This is a genomic window from Sporosarcina koreensis (assembly GCF_001531445.1).
In the GTDB taxonomy this organism is placed as follows: domain Bacteria; phylum Bacillota; class Bacilli; order Bacillales_A; family Planococcaceae; genus Sporosarcina; species Sporosarcina koreensis_C.
In genome coordinates, this window is sequence record NZ_LQYA01000004.1 from 139,663 (window position 1) to 158,575 (window position 18,913).

The following is an 18,913-nucleotide window of genomic DNA, read 5'->3' on the forward strand; positions in this document are numbered from 1 at the left end:
TTTAGTGTAAAGGCCTTTACGGGAGACGAAGGAGTTGATGGTATGAAGATTACACCTGAAAACTTTATTAAACATTTTAAAAGAGGAAACGAAGTTGCGCTAGAGTTTGTTATTGATGAATACAGCGGGATTGTGAAAGCGATCATCTACAATTCATTGCAATCCTATAATGATTCGTTTGTCTTAGAGGAATGCATCAGTGATACATTCCTAGGCGCCTTTGAGAATGCCAAGCAATTTTCAGGGGGGCAGGAGGACTTTAGGAAATGGATTTGCACAATCGCGAAATTCAAAGCGATCGATGCACAGCGGAAATTAGGCAATCAACCCATTGCCACAGAATTTGAAGCAGACATCATGACGGTCAGATCGGCAGAAGATGAGTTTCTCGTACAAGCATCAAGCGATGAGTTGCTTCGCATGATGGCAAAATTGCGGCAAGTCGATCGCGATATTTTTACAATGAAGTACTTTTTGAATATGGGTAATAAAGAAATCGCCGACAACCTCGGGATGACCAAAGCATCTGTAGACAATCGACTGTATCGAGGGAAAAAAAGATTGATGGAATTGGGAGGGGCCTTGACTTGAAAACACTTTATAAGCAATTTGACAGACAAAAATTGAACATTGACCAGGACATTCAGCCGATGGAAGTGACTGACCTTGAAAAGGCGAACATTAAACGAGCAGTCATGAGAGGCAGGAAGAGGAAAAATCATTTACCAAGGAATCTATCTGTTGCCGCAGCCTTTTTCATCGCTTCAGGGATAACGTTAGGCGCAGCTTTTCCTACCTTGGCGGCTAAACTGCCGATTGTCGGGAACTTCTTTGAGTTATTCGTGGACGACGATAATTACGTGTTTGAGAAGTTTGATTCGTTTTCGACGGATATTGGGGTGACGAAAGAGAGTAATGGCATCCGTGTAACTGTAACAGACGCGGTGTATGACGGAGAAAATATCGCCATAGCCTACACAATTGAAGGTGAACAAGAATTTGGAACAAAACCAATCTTGGAAGGTGCTTTTCACGCCGAAGAGTTTGGCGATAGTTATGAGCATTATGGATTCCATCCGGAGTACATTACTAAGAAAATTAGTGATACTGAATATGCAGGGTTGTTTATTTACCAGCTGATTGAAGGTCCTAAACCTGACGAGATTCATGCAACTTGGAAGGGCGATAGCATCTTGGATGTATGGAATGTTAAAAATGAATTCCCCGGGGATTGGACATTCAATCTGACTTTACAGGCACTTAATGGTGAAGAGACGAAAAGTTTTACAGACGCTGGCATTACCTCAGAAGCCGATGGAGTCCATGTTGCGCTTACGAAGATGACAAAAACACCTATAACCACGACTCTTTATCTTTCGGAAAATGTTGACGTACGTACCGCTGCGTTGGAGGATGAAGAATGGCGTGGAGCGCTACTCACTTATGTCGTGACAGACGATCTGGGCAATGAATACAATGCAATCCATTATAAAGACACGGGCCATAGCACGGATTTCCGAAAGGAGCACAGAAGTGTGCCAAGAATTACGACGACAACATTCCATGAGGATGCCACATCCATTACGATAACGCCGTATGTAAATGTCTATAAGTTCATAAATGACGAGGACGTAAACGAAGGACCGCTTGAACTCGCCAAGGAGCCGTATGCGATCGAGTCGATGGTATTTGATTTGAAGTAATAATAAGGTTGGTGCAATGCCTGTCTCTAGCATTGCACCTTTTTTATCTGTTAAAGGGCTCTTAGTGTAATCTTCTTGCCTGCTCGACTAGAAAAAGCTTTGTTCTCATTCGTCGCGCGTGAAACAACATGCGTGGTTCCAAGGTCCCGAAATGACGATACATCTTGGAAATGATCGATAGCAATAAGATCGGTCCCTCAAGAGAGCCTACCGTCTTCGCAAAAGCCTCATTTTCAACGCTTCAAAGAGGTAAAACACAGTTTAAATACTCTTTAAAAAGAACATCGAGCTAACGTATCAAAAGACCGCACTAAACGAATTGCAGCTAAACAGGCAACAAACAAATCATTAAGCTACTTCCACAAGACTCCTGCTACTGGTGGTCTTGCTTTTCATTTTCTGGGCTGGACACTTCTACAAAGTTTAGGTGACTCGCTTGGTACATTTCATCTCGATATTCATAAACGATTAAAACGTCTCCAATGAAGCCCGCCGGAGAAATTTGCGCTCCGATTTTGGCAATAAACCGATTGTCACTCACCTCAAATGTAATGATATTCCCAAAGTAAATATTATCGAATAAGTTAGGATTAATTCCAAGCCGCTCAATATCCATTGTAAAGTGCCGGTCGTCAATACTTATCTGTGCTTCTGTCTTAGTCAATGTCGTCCTAACAGTTTTCTTTATGATTGCCAATGGATTATCAACGAGAACCTCCATTGGAACCTCCATAATTTCCTTGCCAATCGTTTTCTTTTCAATATGAAAAACATGGGCTTCTTGCTCCAAAACACCAGTTCCATATCCTTTAGTCAATATAATAATAAGGTCTTTCTTGTCATCATCATTAATATCTTCACATATTATTTTTGGGGAAAAGGCAGGATTTGTATCGTTTATCCAAAAAGGTCTGGAAAGAACGGCTCCGTTATATTCAATTTTGAAGTCTTGGTATACATCATTTATTTTTCTAGCATAGACGACAATACTTTCTTCACTTGACTTGGAAATAATTTTATATCCTTCAATCATGTCTGCTTTAGCGGGGGTAATGAATAATAGAAAAACTGCGACGATGACAACGTATCTCGCTATTTAGTATTTCCTAAGTTGTCACTTCTAACCGACGATGCGCACACCGAATATCTCCACAATAAATCGCTTGTTGAAATAAAAGAAATTTGAAATAATTATTAGTGCGCTAGGGTCTATAAATTATGATTTCAAACTAAAGGGGGAATCAATTTGAATAGAATAATGGGAAACGTAGTGGGATTTGAGTTAAGTAGTCAAGAACCTGAAAAAGCGGCGGAATTTTATTCAACCGTTTTCGGCTGGGAAATTGCTGAGCCTCATTGGGATTACTGGGCTATCTCGACTCATGAAAGAGAAAATGGAGGAATCAATGGGGGAATTGGAAAAGGTCCAAATGATTTTCCTCACGGGACACGGATACAGATCGCAGTAGACGCAATTGACGACGCAATTTCTAAAGCAAAAGAAAATGGCGCTATGGTCGTTCGGGACAAAATGGAGTTCGATGAATTTTACCTTGCCTATTTAGTGGATCCTACAGGAGTTGGCTTTGGACTAATTCAAAAGAAATGAGCTTGAAAAAACAGACGAAGAAAACAACGTTTTTCCCTCGTCTGTCTCTCATGCTCACTAGAAAAGCTGTTCTTCCACGACACTTACCTTCTCTATAATCAAAGGCAATTCCGCCAAATCATCAATGATAAAATCAGCATCCACCGCGCTCCATTGAAAATCCTTTTTCCAAACCCCAATCATTCCGACACTTTTAGCAGCTTCCACGTCATTTACAGGATGATCCCCTACAAATATGCTTACATTAGGTGAAACATTTAACCGCTCCAATGCTCTTTCAAATATTTGCGGATCAGGTTTTTGGATGCCTTCCCTTTCAGACACTAAAATGGCGTCAAAATAGTTTTCAATGCCCAGCGCTACTATATTGTCCATCTGAAACTGCCCTCGGCCATTCGTAATCATCCCTAGCTTCAATTTTTTTCTTTTTAGTGTCTCCAGCATTTCAATGAGATTAGCAAAAGGGACACAGTTATTCTTGAATTCACCAATATAATCCTGAAGCAGCTCTTCCCACGTTATACCATTAATTTCAAACTCATCGACCAGCTGTTGATAAACTTTATCTTTCCATACATAACCGCGGTTATCCAAATCGATGAATCTTGCTGCAAACCTCTCCCTTGGAATATGGCCTACAAATTTGTGCAACCTGTCATATTGCTTGTCGATGAATAGTTTGACCGATTCATCTCGATTCAACAATGTCCCGTCTAAGTCAAAGATCGCTGCTTTAATCATTGCTTTCCCCTAAACTTTTTTTAGGAATGCTTAAGATCTTCCACTCTTTATCCCTAATTTGCTTTCCGATGTAAAGAATCTGCCCTACGTGATAACCAATATGAGCAACTTCCGTTTGAATTGCTTGAAGAACACTAAGAGGCTGTTGTCTCAAGGTAACTGATCTTACTAAATCCTCCGCTTTAAGGTTTTCAATCGTATTAAAAAGTAATGTCCAACCTTCATTCCAAATTTGCATCAGATGCTCTTTGGATTCATTCCCCTCTATAAATTCTCTATCTCTTTTCCGATAAGTCTTTTCACCATCCGTAGTCAAAAAATCGACCCACCGGGAATGCATATTTCCGCTTAGATGCTTTATGAGGATTGCAATATTATTAGACTCGCCACTCGGCTTCCAGTGTAATTCGTCTTCAGACAATTGCTGCATTCCATCTTCAGCACGTTTTTTAAAATGTCTAAACTGCTCGATTGTAATTCTGAGATACTCCTCTTCAAACCTGCTCATAATGTCCCCCTCAAATAACTCCGAACTTTTCCAACGCAAAAGCAATACCATCTTCACTGGATTTTTTCGTAACGAAATCGGCAACCATTTTTAATCTTTCATGTCCATTCTCCATTGCAATACCTAACCCGACCAGTTCTAACATATCAATGTCGTTTTCTCCATCACCAAATGCGATGGCTTCACTCTTATCAACATTAAAATACTCCAACACTTTAATGATTGCTAAAGACTTTGATATGTCTTCCTGCAATACATTTAAAATAAATGGGTGCCACCTTTTAAATGTTAAATGAGGAAACCTTTCAACATATCTTTCAACGGTATTGTCATTTGCAAATAGACACATTAAAAATAACTCTTCCTCAAAAATTTGTTGATTGACGTCGGGATAATCATTCAATGATAATGTTTCCTTCAACGCTTGTAATATATTTTCATTTTTAATCCCATTCATACTAAAACCCTCGGAGTAGAACGACAATACATCGTTATACAAAGACGCGAACTCAACAACATCTCGGACTATTCTTCTATCCATCGGTACTTTATGTATAATTTTTTTATTATGTTTAACGTAGGCTCCATTTGCGGTAATGAAAGTATCAATTCCTAACGTTTCTATTTCAGTGCACATAGATAATGGTCTGCCTGTTGCAGCGACAACTTTTATTCCTTTATCGTGTAACTCTTTAATCGCTTCTTTTGTACTGTTTGAAATGCTCCCGTCCTCGAAGTTTGTAATCGTTCCATCCACATCAAAAAACACAATCTTATAACCCATTCGAAACAACCTTTCAAGTTAATTCGCGAAAAAATTCAACATAACTAAATTTTATCATATAATTGAAATTTGAAACCACTATTGTTGTAGAATTAATTCTTAAAGGAGCGAGTGCATTGCTAGATATGTTTTTATACAATTGGCAAGTAAGAGCTGACTGGTTTACATGGTGTGAATCACTTTCTGAAGAGGAGCTACAAGCCGAAAGAATTGGCGGTATGGGGAGTATCCTAAAAACTCTATCTCATGTGATTGATTGTGAATTAATATGGGTGAATAATATGCTTGAAAAGCCCGTTGTTTATGCTGAAAAGGATACTACCTCCAATTTGCATGATGTAATAAGGTATTCAAACTTCATGAAAGAAAAAACCATGAACTTCCTCCGGGATTGGACTGTTGACTCTGAGAACAAAATAGTCGAGATAACTAGTAGGAACGGCAATACCTATTCATTTACATACGGCAAGATCATCCGCCATATTATCTCCCATGAAATCCATCATATTGGTCAACTATCTATTTGGTCGAGAGAAATCGGTATAAAACCAGTCTCATCGGATTTGATTTTCAGATCATATTTATAACAGAACAGGCTCCCCTTTAATGAAATCTTAAAGCGAGAGCCTGATTTGTTCTGGTGCCTGTGCAAGACACATTTATGCCAATTCACAAGAATGAATAATAATGTCGAATTAGGACTGCTAAATGTTTATACTATGCAATTCGCCATCCACACATATGCAGTATTAGTGTATAATCTGAACAGTTTGTTGCACAGGCACCGAAAAATACTGAAAATCAGGACTTCACAAACTGGACGGATTGCATAAGCAATTTCCAACACATTACCGCGATGAACAATAAGAGAGTGCTGAACAATATGGAAACCGGGATGCTTAACATGGTTGGCACTGAGCCATAATCCCAAATATCCATCCGGAAACCGACACCAAATGTTCTTGCAATCCCTCCAATGAATGAAATGATCGCACATACGAACAAACCAACCGATAATACGCTTAATACTGGACAGGCGAACATACATATAAGACCTTTATAAATTTTTTTCATTTTCACTTTCCCCCTTTTTATGAATAGATCCAATCGTCGCCCCCGGATAAATGGTCAAATCCTTTGTGTAATGGACCTCTTTTATATGGCAGCCCTTTCCCACATAAACTGTTTCACCCACTATTAGGTCAGCAACAGTATGCTCAAGGCGGATGACATCCCCTTCGATCCGTAAACATCTCAAGCTCTTCTTCCCCATACCAAAAAAATTCAAATAAGAGACTACATGACTGCCGATTGTTATTTCTTTCGCTCCACTTATTTTCTGAATGTGGCTCGTGGACGTCATGACAATATCAATGAATTGCGCATCCAGTTCTTCCTTTATAGTTACATGCCCCTTTGCCTGAAACGTCTTTGTTTTCACAGACTTTTTCACTTGAAGGGAACCGGAAGAATTGACCTGTTCCGCTACCAACATATTCATAGTGGCACTGCCCAAATTTGTCATCGTCTTCGTTGTACATTTGCCCTTCACGAGACAAGTTCCCGAGTTTTTAAATACATCGGTACAGACAGACTGCATGAATATAGATTGGCCTACACTTGTAAACATTTCGGCAGAAATATCTCTGTCATATTTGGCGTATCCCTTTACATTGATTTTTTCTTCCAATATCCATACTCCTTTCTATTATTAATCTTAATTATTAAGGTAACTTAACAATTGGATATAAGTTCACCTACCTTCATACCAATTAAAAAATCAGTTCTCCTTCTGATTCAAGTCCTTTTCGATGATGGACTTCAGATTTTTGAATGTATTTTTCATATGTAAAACATCTTCAAAATCCAATTGAGAATAGTATTTCTCAATTATAGTTTGATCGATCCGATCTCTTGCCTCGAAATATCGGAACCCTTCTTCGCCTAACAAAACCATAATTTCTCTTCGATTATTCGGATTGATCTCCCGGCGGACATAATTCTTTTTATCAAGCTTACTAATAATTTGACTAACGGCGCTGGAAGTCACTTTCATCAAATCAGCAAGTTCACTGACAGTCAATATATTGTGCTTATGTAGTATTTCCAGCAACACAGCTTGCTTCGATGTAATTTCATTGTCTATTTGGGACTCATACTTCTGCATCAGCGTTAAGTTTATCTCGTATACCGTCCGATTCAGTTCCTTGACTGTTCTTATCAAATCTAAATCTTTATTCATTTAATGTAACCACCTTTATAATTTAGACGACTTAATTATATAGGTTACTTCAGGTTAAAACAACCCGGTTTGAAAAATTGTTTCGATGCCTGTGCATGACACATTTATGACAATTCAATAGTATGAATAATAATGCTGAATTCAAAAACAAAATGTTTATACTATCTAATTCGTAATCCCCGCTTATACAATTGTAGTGTATAAACTGAATAGTTTGCTGCACAGGCACCGAAAATATTCTGAAAATTTATCAATTGTCCCGGTTGATGATGTAATGTAAGAGGTGTTTCAGGTAGGTTGTTTTGTGTTGCATCTGTTGCAGTGTTTCCATTGCGGTGCAGTAGTGGTCCCACATCGCTTTTCGGGCGCCGTCAATGCCGAGGATTGAGACGAAGGTTGAGTTATTGTTTTCGAGATCCTTTCCGGCTGGCTTTCCAAGCGTTGCCAAGTCACTTTCTACGTCGAGCAAGTCATCCTTGATTTGAAAGGCGATGCCGGCATGATAGGCAAATGACTTCAAAGCTTCCAGTTCCTCTTCCTGCTTCCCCGCTAGAATTGCGGGCATGACGAGGGATGCCTCGAAAGCTATACCCGTTTTGTAAAAGCACATTGTATTTAACTGTTCCAATGTCAATGGCTTGCCTTTGGAATTCAAGTCCATCGCCTGGCCTTTACACATATCTGCTGTCTTTCCAGCCGAATATTGGATTAAGCGGAGCACGGCTTTCGGATCAAACTGGTCGAGTGATGCTTGCTCCTGAACCGCTTTCTGGGTCAAATAAAGCCCGGTTAATTCCGCCACAGCCGTATTATATATGTGATGCAACGTAGGACGCCCCCTTCGGAAAGACGAATTGTCTTGCGATGGCAAGTCATCGAAAATGAGGGACGCTGTATGCATATATTCCAATGATTTCAGTAAGGGTACGATCGCAGACGTATCCAATCCGTATTCATGTACGCCCATAATCCATGTAACAATCGGTCTAATCCGCTTTCCATCACCTTGCAAGCTATAATTTGCAGCATCGATAATTGGATCTTCCCAAATAGAAGCATCATCGTTCTCATGGATATGTAAAGCGTCGTTAATCTGACCACGAACGGTTGTAACCGTGTCCAAAAAGGCTTCCCGCTCTTTCTCTTCTTCTTTCATATTGGCAATGATATGATCTCGGAGCAGTTTATCAAAGAATTCAACATCATCCGCTTTTCGGACCATCTTTTGGATGAGTTGATCGAATTTAGAGTTTCCGGTGGCAAATAACTCCATCACGTCATTGTATTTTTTGTCTCCCATACGTTCTTTAAAGCGTTTCAAACCGTTTATCGCACGGTTCAACATCACTTCACATGTCTTCGGATCCGAGTGATACACGTTATGAATCAAGTTCGAGATGACCGTCCAATACAACTCAAATGGGTTTATGAGATCCGGACGCGTTTGATGGTATTTCATATAGTAGGTGTACGGAGTGACCGCGCCAGCCTCCAAGTCATCAAACATATCCGCGAAATCGTCGGCCAGCTGATTGTAAATGCCGTAATAGAATGTTCGGTTGTCAAACCCGGCATCCTCTTCTGCACTAAGCACCGAACGGACAATCAAACGGGAAGAAGCGGATTTTAAAATGACCGGAATGTAAAGTTCTTCATTCGAATAACTTGCGTTCACTAAATCCTTTTCACGGTCCACTTCCTGGGAATGAAAAAAGACATAGGATTGCTCGAAGAAATTGTCATTTGCCTCTTGTCGCAAATGACCTTGAATATACGTAAAAGCGTCACGAAGTTCAGAATGAATATAGTGTATCAACTCTTTATTCTTATCGGTCCACTGCCCTAATTCGGGCACGGACCCTGTTACAAGTGTAGTTCGTATCAAACTTGAATACTGCTTCTTCTCTTCCTCGGATAAGACATCCGAATCCAAAAGATCGTCGATAAAAGGATAGGTAAGACCATAGGAATAGCCCAATCTCATCGCTTCATCCAATTTCCGCGTGCGCTCTTCATCAGGCACCTCATCGCCCATCTCTTCAATCTGATGCAAGATGACTCCAGCAATGATCTTCATCAACTTCCGCTTCGCTTCTTCTGCGTTCATGCCCTCTGGAATATTGGCGGAAACCGTCTTCAGTTTGTTCAGCAGCCAAATCATCGTCGACTCCACGCCTTCCTTCTGAGCCCAACGGTATAACCCCGACATGCTGAACATCTCGGATTTCTCTCCATTGCCGATTGCAGCGGAAAGTGGAAGATGCTTTTTTAAATCGGCCACAACATGCCGAATCCTCTTCTGCGTATGCGGTGAATGCAAGGATTTGCCCAAATCTCTCAGGAAAATATAGGAGATGCTCCGATCCAAATAATTATCCAGTTTCCCTGTGAATTCAAGCCATTGAATATAACCGAAATACCCTCGTGGATTGGATTTTCCCTTTCCACGCGAAAAAAATGAATACTGACGAATATGATTTTGTTTCCAAGCAGTAATATCTTTCGTTAAGGTAGTAGCATAAATCTCGTTCGTGAGCTGTCCGGAAAGTGATGCAAGATAGTCGGCAGCCTTCTTCTCGGCAAATCGATACGTCTTTTGTAACCTATCATTCATACTACATTACCTCTACTTCATGTTTTTGAGTATCCGTGCAATGAATCAATCTACTATATGCAAAGGAATAAACTTTTTTCCCGACAATGCTCTAAAAACAAATACTAACATATTATCGGGAATTACTATTATGATTAGATTGGAGTGAATTGTGAGGAGCCGACGAATATGATTCAACTACATAAAAGACCTAGTAAAAACCCTCATCTTCAACCTACTATTATGATTAGCTTCAAAATGAAAATGGTTTTATTAGTAGGTACCCTCATCATTGCGATAATCACGGTGATCGGGCTTTTTATTGGTCATTTCATATCTGTGACGATGGAAGCTCAAGTTGGGGATCAAGCGCTCAGTGTGGCGGAAAGTGTAGCATATATTCCTGAATTAGCCGAAGCATTCGGGCATGAAGATCCTGCATCCATTATCAATCCCCTTGTCACACCTATCCAAAAAGCGACAAACGCCGAATTTATTGTCGTCGGCAATACGGAAGAAATTCGGTATGCGCATCCTGACACGAGCAAAATCGGAAAGAAAATGGTCGGGGAAGACAATGAAAAGGCGTTGGTATACGGCGAATCATATGTCTCCAAAGCAACTGGGTCATTGGGCGACTCAGTGCGCGCCAAAGTCCCTGTGTATTTGGACGGGAGAATTGTGGGTGTCGTATCGGTCGGTTATTTAGTGAATGATATCCAATCCATCATAACGTCTTATAATATCCACCTATGGATTGTTTTGATCACAGTCGCTATTGTTGCAGTGATGATTGCTATTCTGATTGCATCTTATCTTAAAAAAACATTGTTCGGTTTGGAACCGGAGGAAATTGCACATTTATTTATACAAAAAGAAACGATTCTTCAATCGACGCATGAAGGCATTATCGCTGTAAATCAACATGGCATGATTACGATGCTAAATTCTGCGGCGCAACGTCTATTGTTCAATCAAGTCATTCAACCTGAACAATACGAAGGAATGGCAATCAAGGATCTAGCACCCGCCCAGCAATTGCTCCGTTTGCTTCATGACGAAAATAATCGAATCGATCAAGAGATGATGATCGGTAATACAATCGTGTTTGCCAATAAAGCACCTATCTACTTTGAGAATTCGTTGGTAGGAACCGTTTTCACTTTCCGGAATAAAACCGAAATTGATTTATTGACAAAAGAATTGACGTCGATTAAACAATATACGAATGCGCTACGCGCCCAAACACATGAATTCTCAAACAAGCTCTATACAATCCTCGGTTTATTACAGCTCGGTAAAAAGGAAGAGGCGATTCACTACATTCAACTGGAAAGTTCACTTCAAAAAAGCTGGATCCGTCTGCTCATCCAGAAAGTGTCCGACCCACAGGTGAGCGGCCTTCTACTTGGCAAACTAAATCAGGCAAGTGAGGTTGGGATCGATATTGCGATCCAAGAGGATAGCAGACTCGAAACCCGCCTAAGCGAAAAGCAAAGGGAGGCATTATTGACGGCCATCGGAAATTTGATGGATAATGCGATAGATGCAGTGAATCAAAAACCATCTGCTGACCGTAAAATAGAAATCTCTTTTACCGATATCGGGAATGATATCATTTTTGAAATAGACGATGCAGGCGAGGGTGTACCCGATCTATATGTGAGGTTGGTTTTCGAGCAAGGATTCACATTAAAAAAAGGCGAACACGGCGGTTTTGGCCTTGCACTTACAAAACAATTGATCGAGGGAGTCAACGGAGAAATCTATTTGGAAGAAGGAGATCTTGGCGGCGCAAGCTTCGTGCTATCTATACCAAAAGAAGGGAGAGAATCGGATGCTTGAGCCGATTCAAGTATTGATTGTTGAAGATGATTTTCGGATTGCAGACATCAACCGTCAATTTGTCAATCGTGTGGAAGGATTTGTCGTGGCGGAAACTTTGAAGACAGGTGAGGACGCCCTCACTTATTTACAAAGCGCAAGCATTTTGCCACAACTCATTCTGTTGGATGTCTATATTCCAGACGTTCAAGGTTTGAATTTATTTTGGACGTTGCGAAGCGAGTTTACTGAAATCGATGTCATTATGATGACAGCCGCAAAAGAAGTGGAAACCATTGCGGAAACACTGCGCGGCGGGATTTTCGATTATATCGTGAAACCAGTGGACTTTGACCGATTCGAAAGGACACTATTGAGCTTCCGAAACAAAAAGCAATTGTTAACGACAAGGACAGAGCTCAAGCAAGAAGAAATCGACCTTCTGACAGGCTTGCAGCTCTCCGCTCCAACAAAAGAAACCGATGATGAAAGATTACCTAAAGGAATCGATCACCTGACATTGGAAAAAATAAAAGTCATATTACACGAGAGTGATGAATCCGGCATCGCAGCATTGGACGCAGGAAAAAAAGTAGGCGTGAGCCGATCGACCGCCAGGCGTTATCTGGAATACTTAGTGTCCATCAATGAAGCAGATGCCCAGTTGAAATATGGGGATATTGGACGTCCGGAACGAAAATATGTACCGTGGACAAAATGAACAAAACGATCAGAATAGTCAATAGTGTTTTTAATTACATAATCTTATCCTTATAGCCTCTCTATGATAAATTTCTAACTATAGAATATTTTGAAATAGAGATGGTTATTTTTTATAAAGGCGTTGCTTGTTTTTTTTATCAAGTATGTATCCGCTTACACAATGAATACCTCTCTCTTTCAAAAGTGCACTCCGGTTCACTGGAAAGGAGACAATATGCTAAGTATTATAGGTTTGATAACAATTGTCATAATCATAGCACTACTCATTAGCGGGAAAGTTTCTCCCATTGTCGGTCTTGTGTTAGTGCCAGTTGCAGGAGCATTTGCTGCAGGCTTTGGTTTCGATGAAATCGGTCAGTTTTTCACGGAAGGAACTACTAAAGTGGCAAGTGTTGCCATTATGTTCATCTTTGCAATTTTATTTTTTGGAATCATGCAGGACGTCGGTTTATTTGACCCGCTGATTAACAAGATGATTGCCATTTCCCGTGGAAATGTCATTGCAGTTGCTGTTGCAACCGTTGTCATTGCTGCAATCGCACACTTGGACGGTTCCGGCGCGTCGACATTCCTCATTACCATTCCGGCATTGCTGCCTTTGTACAAACGTTTGAAAATGAATCCCTATTTACTCTTGATGCTTGTCGGAACGGCTGCCTCGATTATGAATATGGTACCGTGGGCGGGTCCGCTCGGAAGAACGGCTTCTGTATTGGATGTGGATGTGACAGAGCTTTGGAGGCCGCTTATTCCAATTCAAATTATCGGTCTCGTTTTATTACTCCTCATCGCCGTTGCTTTAGGCTATCGTGAGAAGCGTTTGATTGCGAAAAAGGCGGCGTTAGGCGAAGCGGCGTCGGAAGAAGAAGTATCTGAAGATGTAATTGCTGGAGCACAATTGGCGGCTGCTGTTGCGGAAGAGAATAGTGTAAAGCGTCCAAAACTTCTTTGGATCAATGCCCTTCTCGCAATTGCTGTCATCGGTGTTCTTGTGTGGGGCATTATTCCGGCAGGTTTTGCCTTCATGATTGGTGTTAGTATTGCATTACCACTCAACTTCCCGAAAGTTCAAGATCAAATGGAGCGCATTAAAGTGCATGCGCCAGGCGGAATTATGATGGCGACCATTATTTTGGCGGCTGGTTCCTTCTTGGGAATCTTAAACGGTACAGAAATGCTTACCTCTATCGCTACAGATCTTGTGACAGTTTTACCGGCATTCGTCGCTCCGTATTTGCATGTCATTATCGGTATGTTCGGCGTACCTTTCGATTTGCTGTTAAGTACAGATGCTTACTATTTTGCCCTGTTGCCGATTATTGACCAGGTTGCACTTACATTCGGCATTCCATCGCTTTCCACGGCTTATGCGATGATCATCGGAAACATTATCGGAACATTTGTCAGTCCTTTATCACCGGCGCTTTGGTTGGCGCTCGGACTTGCTGGATTGGAAATGGGGAAACATATCCGTTATTCCTTCATGATGATGTGGGGATTGAGTATTCTCTTATTAATCATTGCGGTTTTACTTGGTGTGATAATCATATAAAAGTTAAAAGGTATCGGCCACTCCTGGAATTTACTGGGCAGCGGCGATACCTTTTTTATTTTTCAAAAAACACTTGCACCTTACGTTACGGAAGGTCCTATAATGAATACAACGTAACGGAGGTGGAGAAATCATGTATTCAATTGGAAAACTCGCAGAACTCAGCAATATTTCAGTGCGGACATTGCGCTATTATGATGAAATCGGATTATTGCCACCAGCTGAAAGAACTGCACATGGTCATCGGTTTTACTCGGAAGAGGACGTGTCGAAGCTCCATTATATACTGACCTTACGGAATCTGGGATTGCCGCTCGATACAATCCAAGAAGCAATAGATGGCAAGCAATTGAATAGCAGAAACCTGTTGGAAATGCGTTTGAAGTTGATAAAGGAGGAGCAAGAAAAACTTATAAGGATGGAGAGCTCTATCAATTCTCTATTAGCTTTAACTGAAATCGAAGGAAGAACAGACTGGAAATCAATATTTGGAACGTTCTACACCGCTCCGAATAATGAAGAGGTTTTGAAAAAAATATGGAATCAACATTTTTCCGCGGAAGAGCAAGCTCTATTAAAACATTTTCCGAGGCTTGGAGATGACAGTGAATTGGCGGCAACAGCATTGGCATTATTCAAAGATGTCAGGGCCCATATCAAGGAAAGTCCAGCGAGCGAAATCGCCCAGCAATTAGCGAAGCGATGGATTTCCCTCGTGGATGTTATGTATAAAGGTAATCTTGAACTTGCGAATAAAGTATGGAATTTGAACAAACAGCAGGAAGTTACTGGATTTTTATTTTTCCAAGACGATCTTATCAATTTTATTGAGAAAGCGATTCAACATTATAATGACACGAATGGCATAGAGTTATCGATATGAAGAAGCTGATGGTGTTCGACCTCGTTTTTTACATGATTATTCCTTTTCTCTTATGGAATTATGGTCGCGAACTATTCGGAGATTATTATGCAATACTACTTTCCACTGTCCCGGGTTTCATTTATACCATCTATCGCTTCATTCAAGAACGACAATTTAACGTTGCTGGTATTTTTATCATTCTTTCGCTTTTCCTAAGTACGACAATTAATCTGCTTTCGGGAAATGCGGAAAACTTGTTGTGGAATAGTGTGTATCTTGGCTATGGGTATGCTGCCATATACTTGCTATCCATGTTGCTGCGGAAACCTTTGGCACTCTATTTCGCTGTGGATTTTGTCTACTTGCAGGGCCACCCACGAGAGGAGAGCAAAGCTTTGTTTTCTAGCAAAGGCATTTTCAAATGGTATCAAATGATGACAGGATTGCTTTTCATCAGAGGCCTATTCCAGTCATCCTTAAAAGCCTGGCTCATTTATTCATACGGCGGCGTCCACGGCTATGGTCACATGCTGATTTACATGCAAATTAGCGGATGGTTTTTTGCTGGCTTGATTGCAATGGGATATTTCTATATCGGCTCGAAAGTAAAGCATTACGTTAAGGAACATTACAGCGAAAATCCGGTCTCCCCAGCGGAACAAGCAGATGGTGCACGATGATGCAGCATCTGCTTACTGCCAATCCCGTGGGCAAAAGGTCCCAAAACGACAATAACTCTTGGTCAATGATCGATATATGTCGGGAAATAATCAATATCCATCTCCAACTGATCGATATATGCCGGGAAATGATTGATATCTTTCCGGGGCGGACTGTTATTCGAAATCTTCCTCCGAAAGCAATGTAAATCCTTCAATCATCGTGTCCTCTTCCACTTCAATCAGTATGCAGCGCTTGCCATTGACGTTCACTTGCCTTACAAATCGCAAGTCTTGCGGGCTGATAGCGATGTTTGCCACTTTCGTTTCGATCTTGATGGATTTCGATGTGTAACTTGGAACGATATGGCTTGCTTTCATCTCGTACGTGTCATCATCAATCACTTTTCGGAAGGCCATCTCCACTTTTTCCGTATCGACATTTTCCACGCCGCTCGCCTTGAGAACGCGGGTCACTTCCTTCGTATCCAAGGTAGGTGTGCTTTCTTCTTCCTCCTCTTCGTCGTCAACCTCCATCATGCGTTGGATTTCATCATACACGCTAGCAAGGGTTCGCGTATCCATCTCCTCACCGACGACCGATTTGACAATTTCTTCAAAAACAACTTTGTCTTCCTCGGCAGTCATGATTTCCTCCCCATCCAACACATTCTCAATAAAATGGAAATTCGGCTTGTTTGCCTTTCCCGCAGCGTATAGGACATGATTGACGTCTGCCGCGTTATCCGTAAAGCATGGGAATAAAAACCCGCCGATCGGTGAAGTCAGGTTGATGACTGGGTCAAGTGTTATACGCGACTTGAACTTCTTTTCATTGAAATCAAACACTAGCGATTGTTTCGGCAGATCGGTCTGGTTCATGCTACAGAGGATGAACGGATTCTTGTACACTTCATCCCGATCCGCCACTTCCGCTTCTTCACTATGCCGTTTCGTCGCTTTGTAATAATTCCCTCGGATGAACGTGACGACGATGTCTTTTTCATAGTGGACTTCCTGCACCATCTTTTGGGCGACTTTTTGCATTTCCTCCTTCCATTCCTCTACATTGTCCGACTGGAGACCATCATATAAAAGCTGCTGTGTATGATTCGTTTCCTCCTCCGTTTGACGTCGGAACTTCACTTCAAACAGCTTCACATCCAGTTTGCCGCCTAGCACTTTTTTGAAATTGGCAAGGAATAATTCCTGCTGCTCCCGATCCAACAGGGCAAATGGCTGACTCACCTCGTGATAGATTTCATTGTTCTCCTGCCGAATATACACATTGTAAATATCAATGATATTCAATAAATCCGTATCCAACTTAAAACGTTTGCGAAAATCCGCAATGGCTTTCTTGTTCATTTATATTTCAACTCCCAGCTAATCTGTTCTATCAAACGCGCAAAAAAGAGCGTCCAAAGCACCCTCTCAGCTTTTGACACTCCTTTATTATAACAATGATTCGTAACCTGGCAGGGCAAATGTTTATGATCATCACGAATTAACCATAAATGTCCCTTTTGCTATACCCAATAAACCCTGCAACGATGAGCAGAGCCCCAATGACCGTAAGGACTGAAACGCTCATAAAATCCATATCCCCAACAGGTAGTTCAGGAATATAACCAAATGGTGATAGTTTACCAAGCCATTCCGGAAACTGAAGCAACCCTCCTAAATAGAGAACAAAGAAAGAATAGGTCAAGTAAAGCCATGTGAATCCGGATAGTTTTGGCGCAAATCCGATCAATAGCATTGCAATGCCAATCATGATCAACAGTGCAGGAAAATACACAATTGCAGATTGGAAGAACACGCCGAAAGGGATCACCTCATCCATGACCGAAATTGCGACTGCACCTAAACCGACGGATGCAAGTGAAAGCATGACGAATCCGCTTATTATAGAAACCGTCAAATAGTTTCCCATCAACCGCGAACGTGATACAGATCGACTTAACAAATGCTCCGTAAAATTCCTTTTCTCCTCCCCTTTAAGCTTAAACACAGCCAATAAAGGCGGTATCGTACAGATCATTGCGATCACTTTCATCAACGTCGATAAAAATTGTTCTGTTAACGAAAATCCCTCTGCTTGTGCAAACATTTTTACCATCATTTCATTAGTAGCAAAAAAAGACTCTAAATCACCAAAAACCGAACCATACGACGCGCCAAGAATAAACATCCCGATTGCCCAAGCAATGAACCCTGTACGCTGAAGTCTTAACGCAAGACCAAGGGGGCTCTGTAAAAAGGAAGAGGCGTGTTTCCTTCCGGGTCTTGCCGGGATGAATCCAGCCCCCAGGTCACGAATGGCATTTAAATAACAGGAAATAGCAATCACAACTAGCGCAGCGCCGATTGTCAATAAAACCGGCCACCAATTATTATTCACATAGGTTTCTGTACCTAAGATCCAGCCGAATGGTGAAAACCAAGAAAGTGTTTCATTACTGACATCGCCAATTGCACGAATCAAATAGGAAAGGAGCAATACAGTAATCGAGAACCCTATCGTTCCCCGGGAACTTTCCGTTAGCTGTGCAAACAACGCCGTTATCGCGGAGAAAACGATGCCTGTTGCGCCTAATGCTGCACCGTACAGAAGAGAACCTTCCAAATCCATACTTTCAATGTTTAGCGCATACAGTCCAAATCCAGTTACAAGCGCCAATAAAATATTGACTCCAAACGCTACGACAATAGTCGCTTGCAGCGTAGCTAAACGTCCGACAGGCAAAGAGCGAATCATTTCGAGACGCCCGTCTTCTTCATCTGCCCGTGTATGTCTCGTAACAAGTAAAATACTCATGATCCCGACAGCCATGGCCGTGAACAGTAACATTTGATGGGCCATCATCGCTCCGTTTGTATAATTGGATAGGCCGTACCCTTGACCAACCATCGCGATCATTGCAGGATTCTTCATCGTTTCTGCAATCGCTTGCCTTTCGAGGTCGGACGGGTACAGATTCGTAAATGCATTTGCGACGACCAGTGTAAGAAGGGAAATTGAAAGGATCCACACCGGAATTTGAATACGATCTTGCCGTACCATCATCCTTGCGAGTCTCCCCGAATTATGGACAATCAGCTTTGCC

The 18,913-nt window shown here is 41.4% G+C and carries 19 protein-coding genes; 9 read left to right on the forward strand and 10 right to left on the reverse strand.

All coding sequences use genetic code 11. From position 1 onward, the window contains the following. Window positions 1-42 precede the first annotated feature (42 nt). Window positions 43-591 (forward strand): sigma-70 family RNA polymerase sigma factor, encoded by a 549-nt coding sequence (locus AWV70_RS01820; protein ID WP_060203754.1) that lies wholly within the window; start codon window positions 43-45, stop codon window positions 589-591. Further along, window positions 588-1,703, forward strand: a complete 1,116-nt coding sequence (locus tag AWV70_RS01825) for a DUF4179 domain-containing protein (protein ID WP_060203756.1) — start codon at window positions 588-590, stop codon at window positions 1,701-1,703. Before AWV70_RS01820 ends, AWV70_RS01825 begins: the two co-directional genes overlap by 4 nt. 373 nt (window positions 1,704-2,076) lie before the next feature. On the opposite strand, the gene AWV70_RS01830 is transcribed toward AWV70_RS01825, so the two are convergent. Then, window positions 2,077-2,736 carry a hypothetical protein gene (locus AWV70_RS01830; RefSeq protein ID WP_060203758.1) on the reverse strand — a complete coding sequence of 220 codons (660 nt, stop codon included), beginning with the start codon at window positions 2,734-2,736 and terminating at the stop codon, window positions 2,077-2,079. A 225-nt stretch (window positions 2,737-2,961) separates the two neighbouring features. On the opposite strand from AWV70_RS01830, the gene AWV70_RS01835 reads away from it, so the two are divergent. Then, window positions 2,962-3,312, forward strand: coding sequence for a VOC family protein (locus AWV70_RS01835; protein ID WP_060203811.1), 351 nt, complete (start codon window positions 2,962-2,964; stop codon window positions 3,310-3,312). A gap of 57 nt (window positions 3,313-3,369) precedes the next feature. Here the strand turns inward: AWV70_RS01835 and AWV70_RS01840 are convergent, their stop codons facing one another. From AWV70_RS01840 to AWV70_RS01850, 3 genes are read right to left on the reverse strand one after another with little or no spacing between them, the layout of a single operon-like run. After that, window positions 3,370-4,053 carry an HAD family hydrolase gene (locus tag AWV70_RS01840; RefSeq protein ID WP_060203760.1) on the reverse strand — a complete coding sequence of 228 codons (684 nt, stop codon included), beginning with the start codon at window positions 4,051-4,053 and terminating at the stop codon, window positions 3,370-3,372. Next, window positions 4,046-4,561, reverse strand: coding sequence for a DUF1572 family protein (locus AWV70_RS01845; protein ID WP_060203762.1), 516 nt, complete (start codon window positions 4,559-4,561; stop codon window positions 4,046-4,048). Before AWV70_RS01845 ends, AWV70_RS01840 begins: the two co-directional genes overlap by 8 nt. Window positions 4,562-4,571: 10 nt before the next feature. After that, on the reverse strand, window positions 4,572-5,345 hold the full coding sequence (locus tag AWV70_RS01850) for a Cof-type HAD-IIB family hydrolase (RefSeq protein ID WP_060203764.1): 774 nt from the start codon (window positions 5,343-5,345) through the stop codon (window positions 4,572-4,574). Window positions 5,346-5,470: 125 nt separating this feature from the next. Here AWV70_RS01850 and AWV70_RS01855 point away from each other — a divergent pair, with 125 nt between their 5' ends. Further along, window positions 5,471-5,932: a DinB family protein gene (locus AWV70_RS01855; RefSeq protein WP_235588517.1), complete on the forward strand. Its 462-nt coding sequence runs from the start codon at window positions 5,471-5,473 to the stop codon at window positions 5,930-5,932. 214 nt (window positions 5,933-6,146) lie between these two features. Here the strand turns inward: AWV70_RS01855 and AWV70_RS01860 are convergent, their stop codons facing one another. From AWV70_RS01860 to AWV70_RS01875, 4 genes are all read right to left on the reverse strand, one after another. Next, on the reverse strand, window positions 6,147-6,419 hold the full coding sequence (locus tag AWV70_RS01860) for a hypothetical protein (RefSeq protein ID WP_060203768.1): 273 nt from the start codon (window positions 6,417-6,419) through the stop codon (window positions 6,147-6,149). Beyond that, window positions 6,403-7,035 (reverse strand): hypothetical protein, encoded by a 633-nt coding sequence (locus AWV70_RS01865; RefSeq protein ID WP_060203769.1) that lies wholly within the window; start codon window positions 7,033-7,035, stop codon window positions 6,403-6,405. The genes AWV70_RS01860 and AWV70_RS01865 overlap by 17 nt, the downstream gene beginning before the upstream one ends. 90 nt (window positions 7,036-7,125) lie before the next feature. Beyond that, window positions 7,126-7,587 (reverse strand): MarR family transcriptional regulator, encoded by a 462-nt coding sequence (locus AWV70_RS01870; protein WP_060203771.1) that lies wholly within the window; start codon window positions 7,585-7,587, stop codon window positions 7,126-7,128. Between the two features lie 250 nt (window positions 7,588-7,837). Continuing rightward, on the reverse strand, window positions 7,838-10,201 hold the full coding sequence (locus tag AWV70_RS01875; RefSeq protein WP_060203773.1) for a polyprenyl synthetase family protein: 2,364 nt from the start codon (window positions 10,199-10,201) through the stop codon (window positions 7,838-7,840). Window positions 10,202-10,369: 168 nt separating this feature from the next. Here AWV70_RS01875 and AWV70_RS01880 point away from each other — a divergent pair, with 168 nt between their 5' ends. From AWV70_RS01880 to AWV70_RS01900, 5 genes are all read left to right on the forward strand, one after another. Further along, window positions 10,370-12,025: an ATP-binding protein gene (locus AWV70_RS01880; RefSeq protein ID WP_060203775.1), complete on the forward strand. Its 1,656-nt coding sequence runs from the start codon at window positions 10,370-10,372 to the stop codon at window positions 12,023-12,025. Beyond that, on the forward strand, window positions 12,018-12,725 hold the full coding sequence (locus AWV70_RS01885; RefSeq protein ID WP_060203778.1) for a response regulator: 708 nt from the start codon (window positions 12,018-12,020) through the stop codon (window positions 12,723-12,725). The genes AWV70_RS01880 and AWV70_RS01885 overlap by 8 nt, the downstream gene beginning before the upstream one ends. A 216-nt stretch (window positions 12,726-12,941) precedes the next feature. Next, window positions 12,942-14,279, forward strand: coding sequence for a CitMHS family transporter (locus AWV70_RS01890; RefSeq protein ID WP_060203780.1), 1,338 nt, complete (start codon window positions 12,942-12,944; stop codon window positions 14,277-14,279). A gap of 133 nt (window positions 14,280-14,412) precedes the next feature. Beyond that, window positions 14,413-15,162, forward strand: a complete 750-nt coding sequence (locus AWV70_RS01895) for a MerR family transcriptional regulator (RefSeq protein WP_060203782.1) — start codon at window positions 14,413-14,415, stop codon at window positions 15,160-15,162. Continuing rightward, on the forward strand, window positions 15,159-15,824 hold the full coding sequence (locus tag AWV70_RS01900) for a VC0807 family protein (protein WP_082713416.1): 666 nt from the start codon (window positions 15,159-15,161) through the stop codon (window positions 15,822-15,824). The genes AWV70_RS01895 and AWV70_RS01900 overlap by 4 nt, the downstream gene beginning before the upstream one ends. Window positions 15,825-15,980: 156 nt before the next feature. On the opposite strand, the gene AWV70_RS01905 is transcribed toward AWV70_RS01900, so the two are convergent. Beyond that, window positions 15,981-17,171: a DUF4317 domain-containing protein gene (locus tag AWV70_RS01905; RefSeq protein ID WP_060203784.1), complete on the reverse strand. Its 1,191-nt coding sequence runs from the start codon at window positions 17,169-17,171 to the stop codon at window positions 15,981-15,983. A gap of 139 nt (window positions 17,172-17,310) precedes the next feature. After that, window positions 17,311-18,906, reverse strand: a complete 1,596-nt coding sequence (locus AWV70_RS01910) for an ABC transporter permease (protein ID WP_082713417.1) — start codon at window positions 18,904-18,906, stop codon at window positions 17,311-17,313. Window positions 18,907-18,913: the final 7 nt, after the last annotated feature.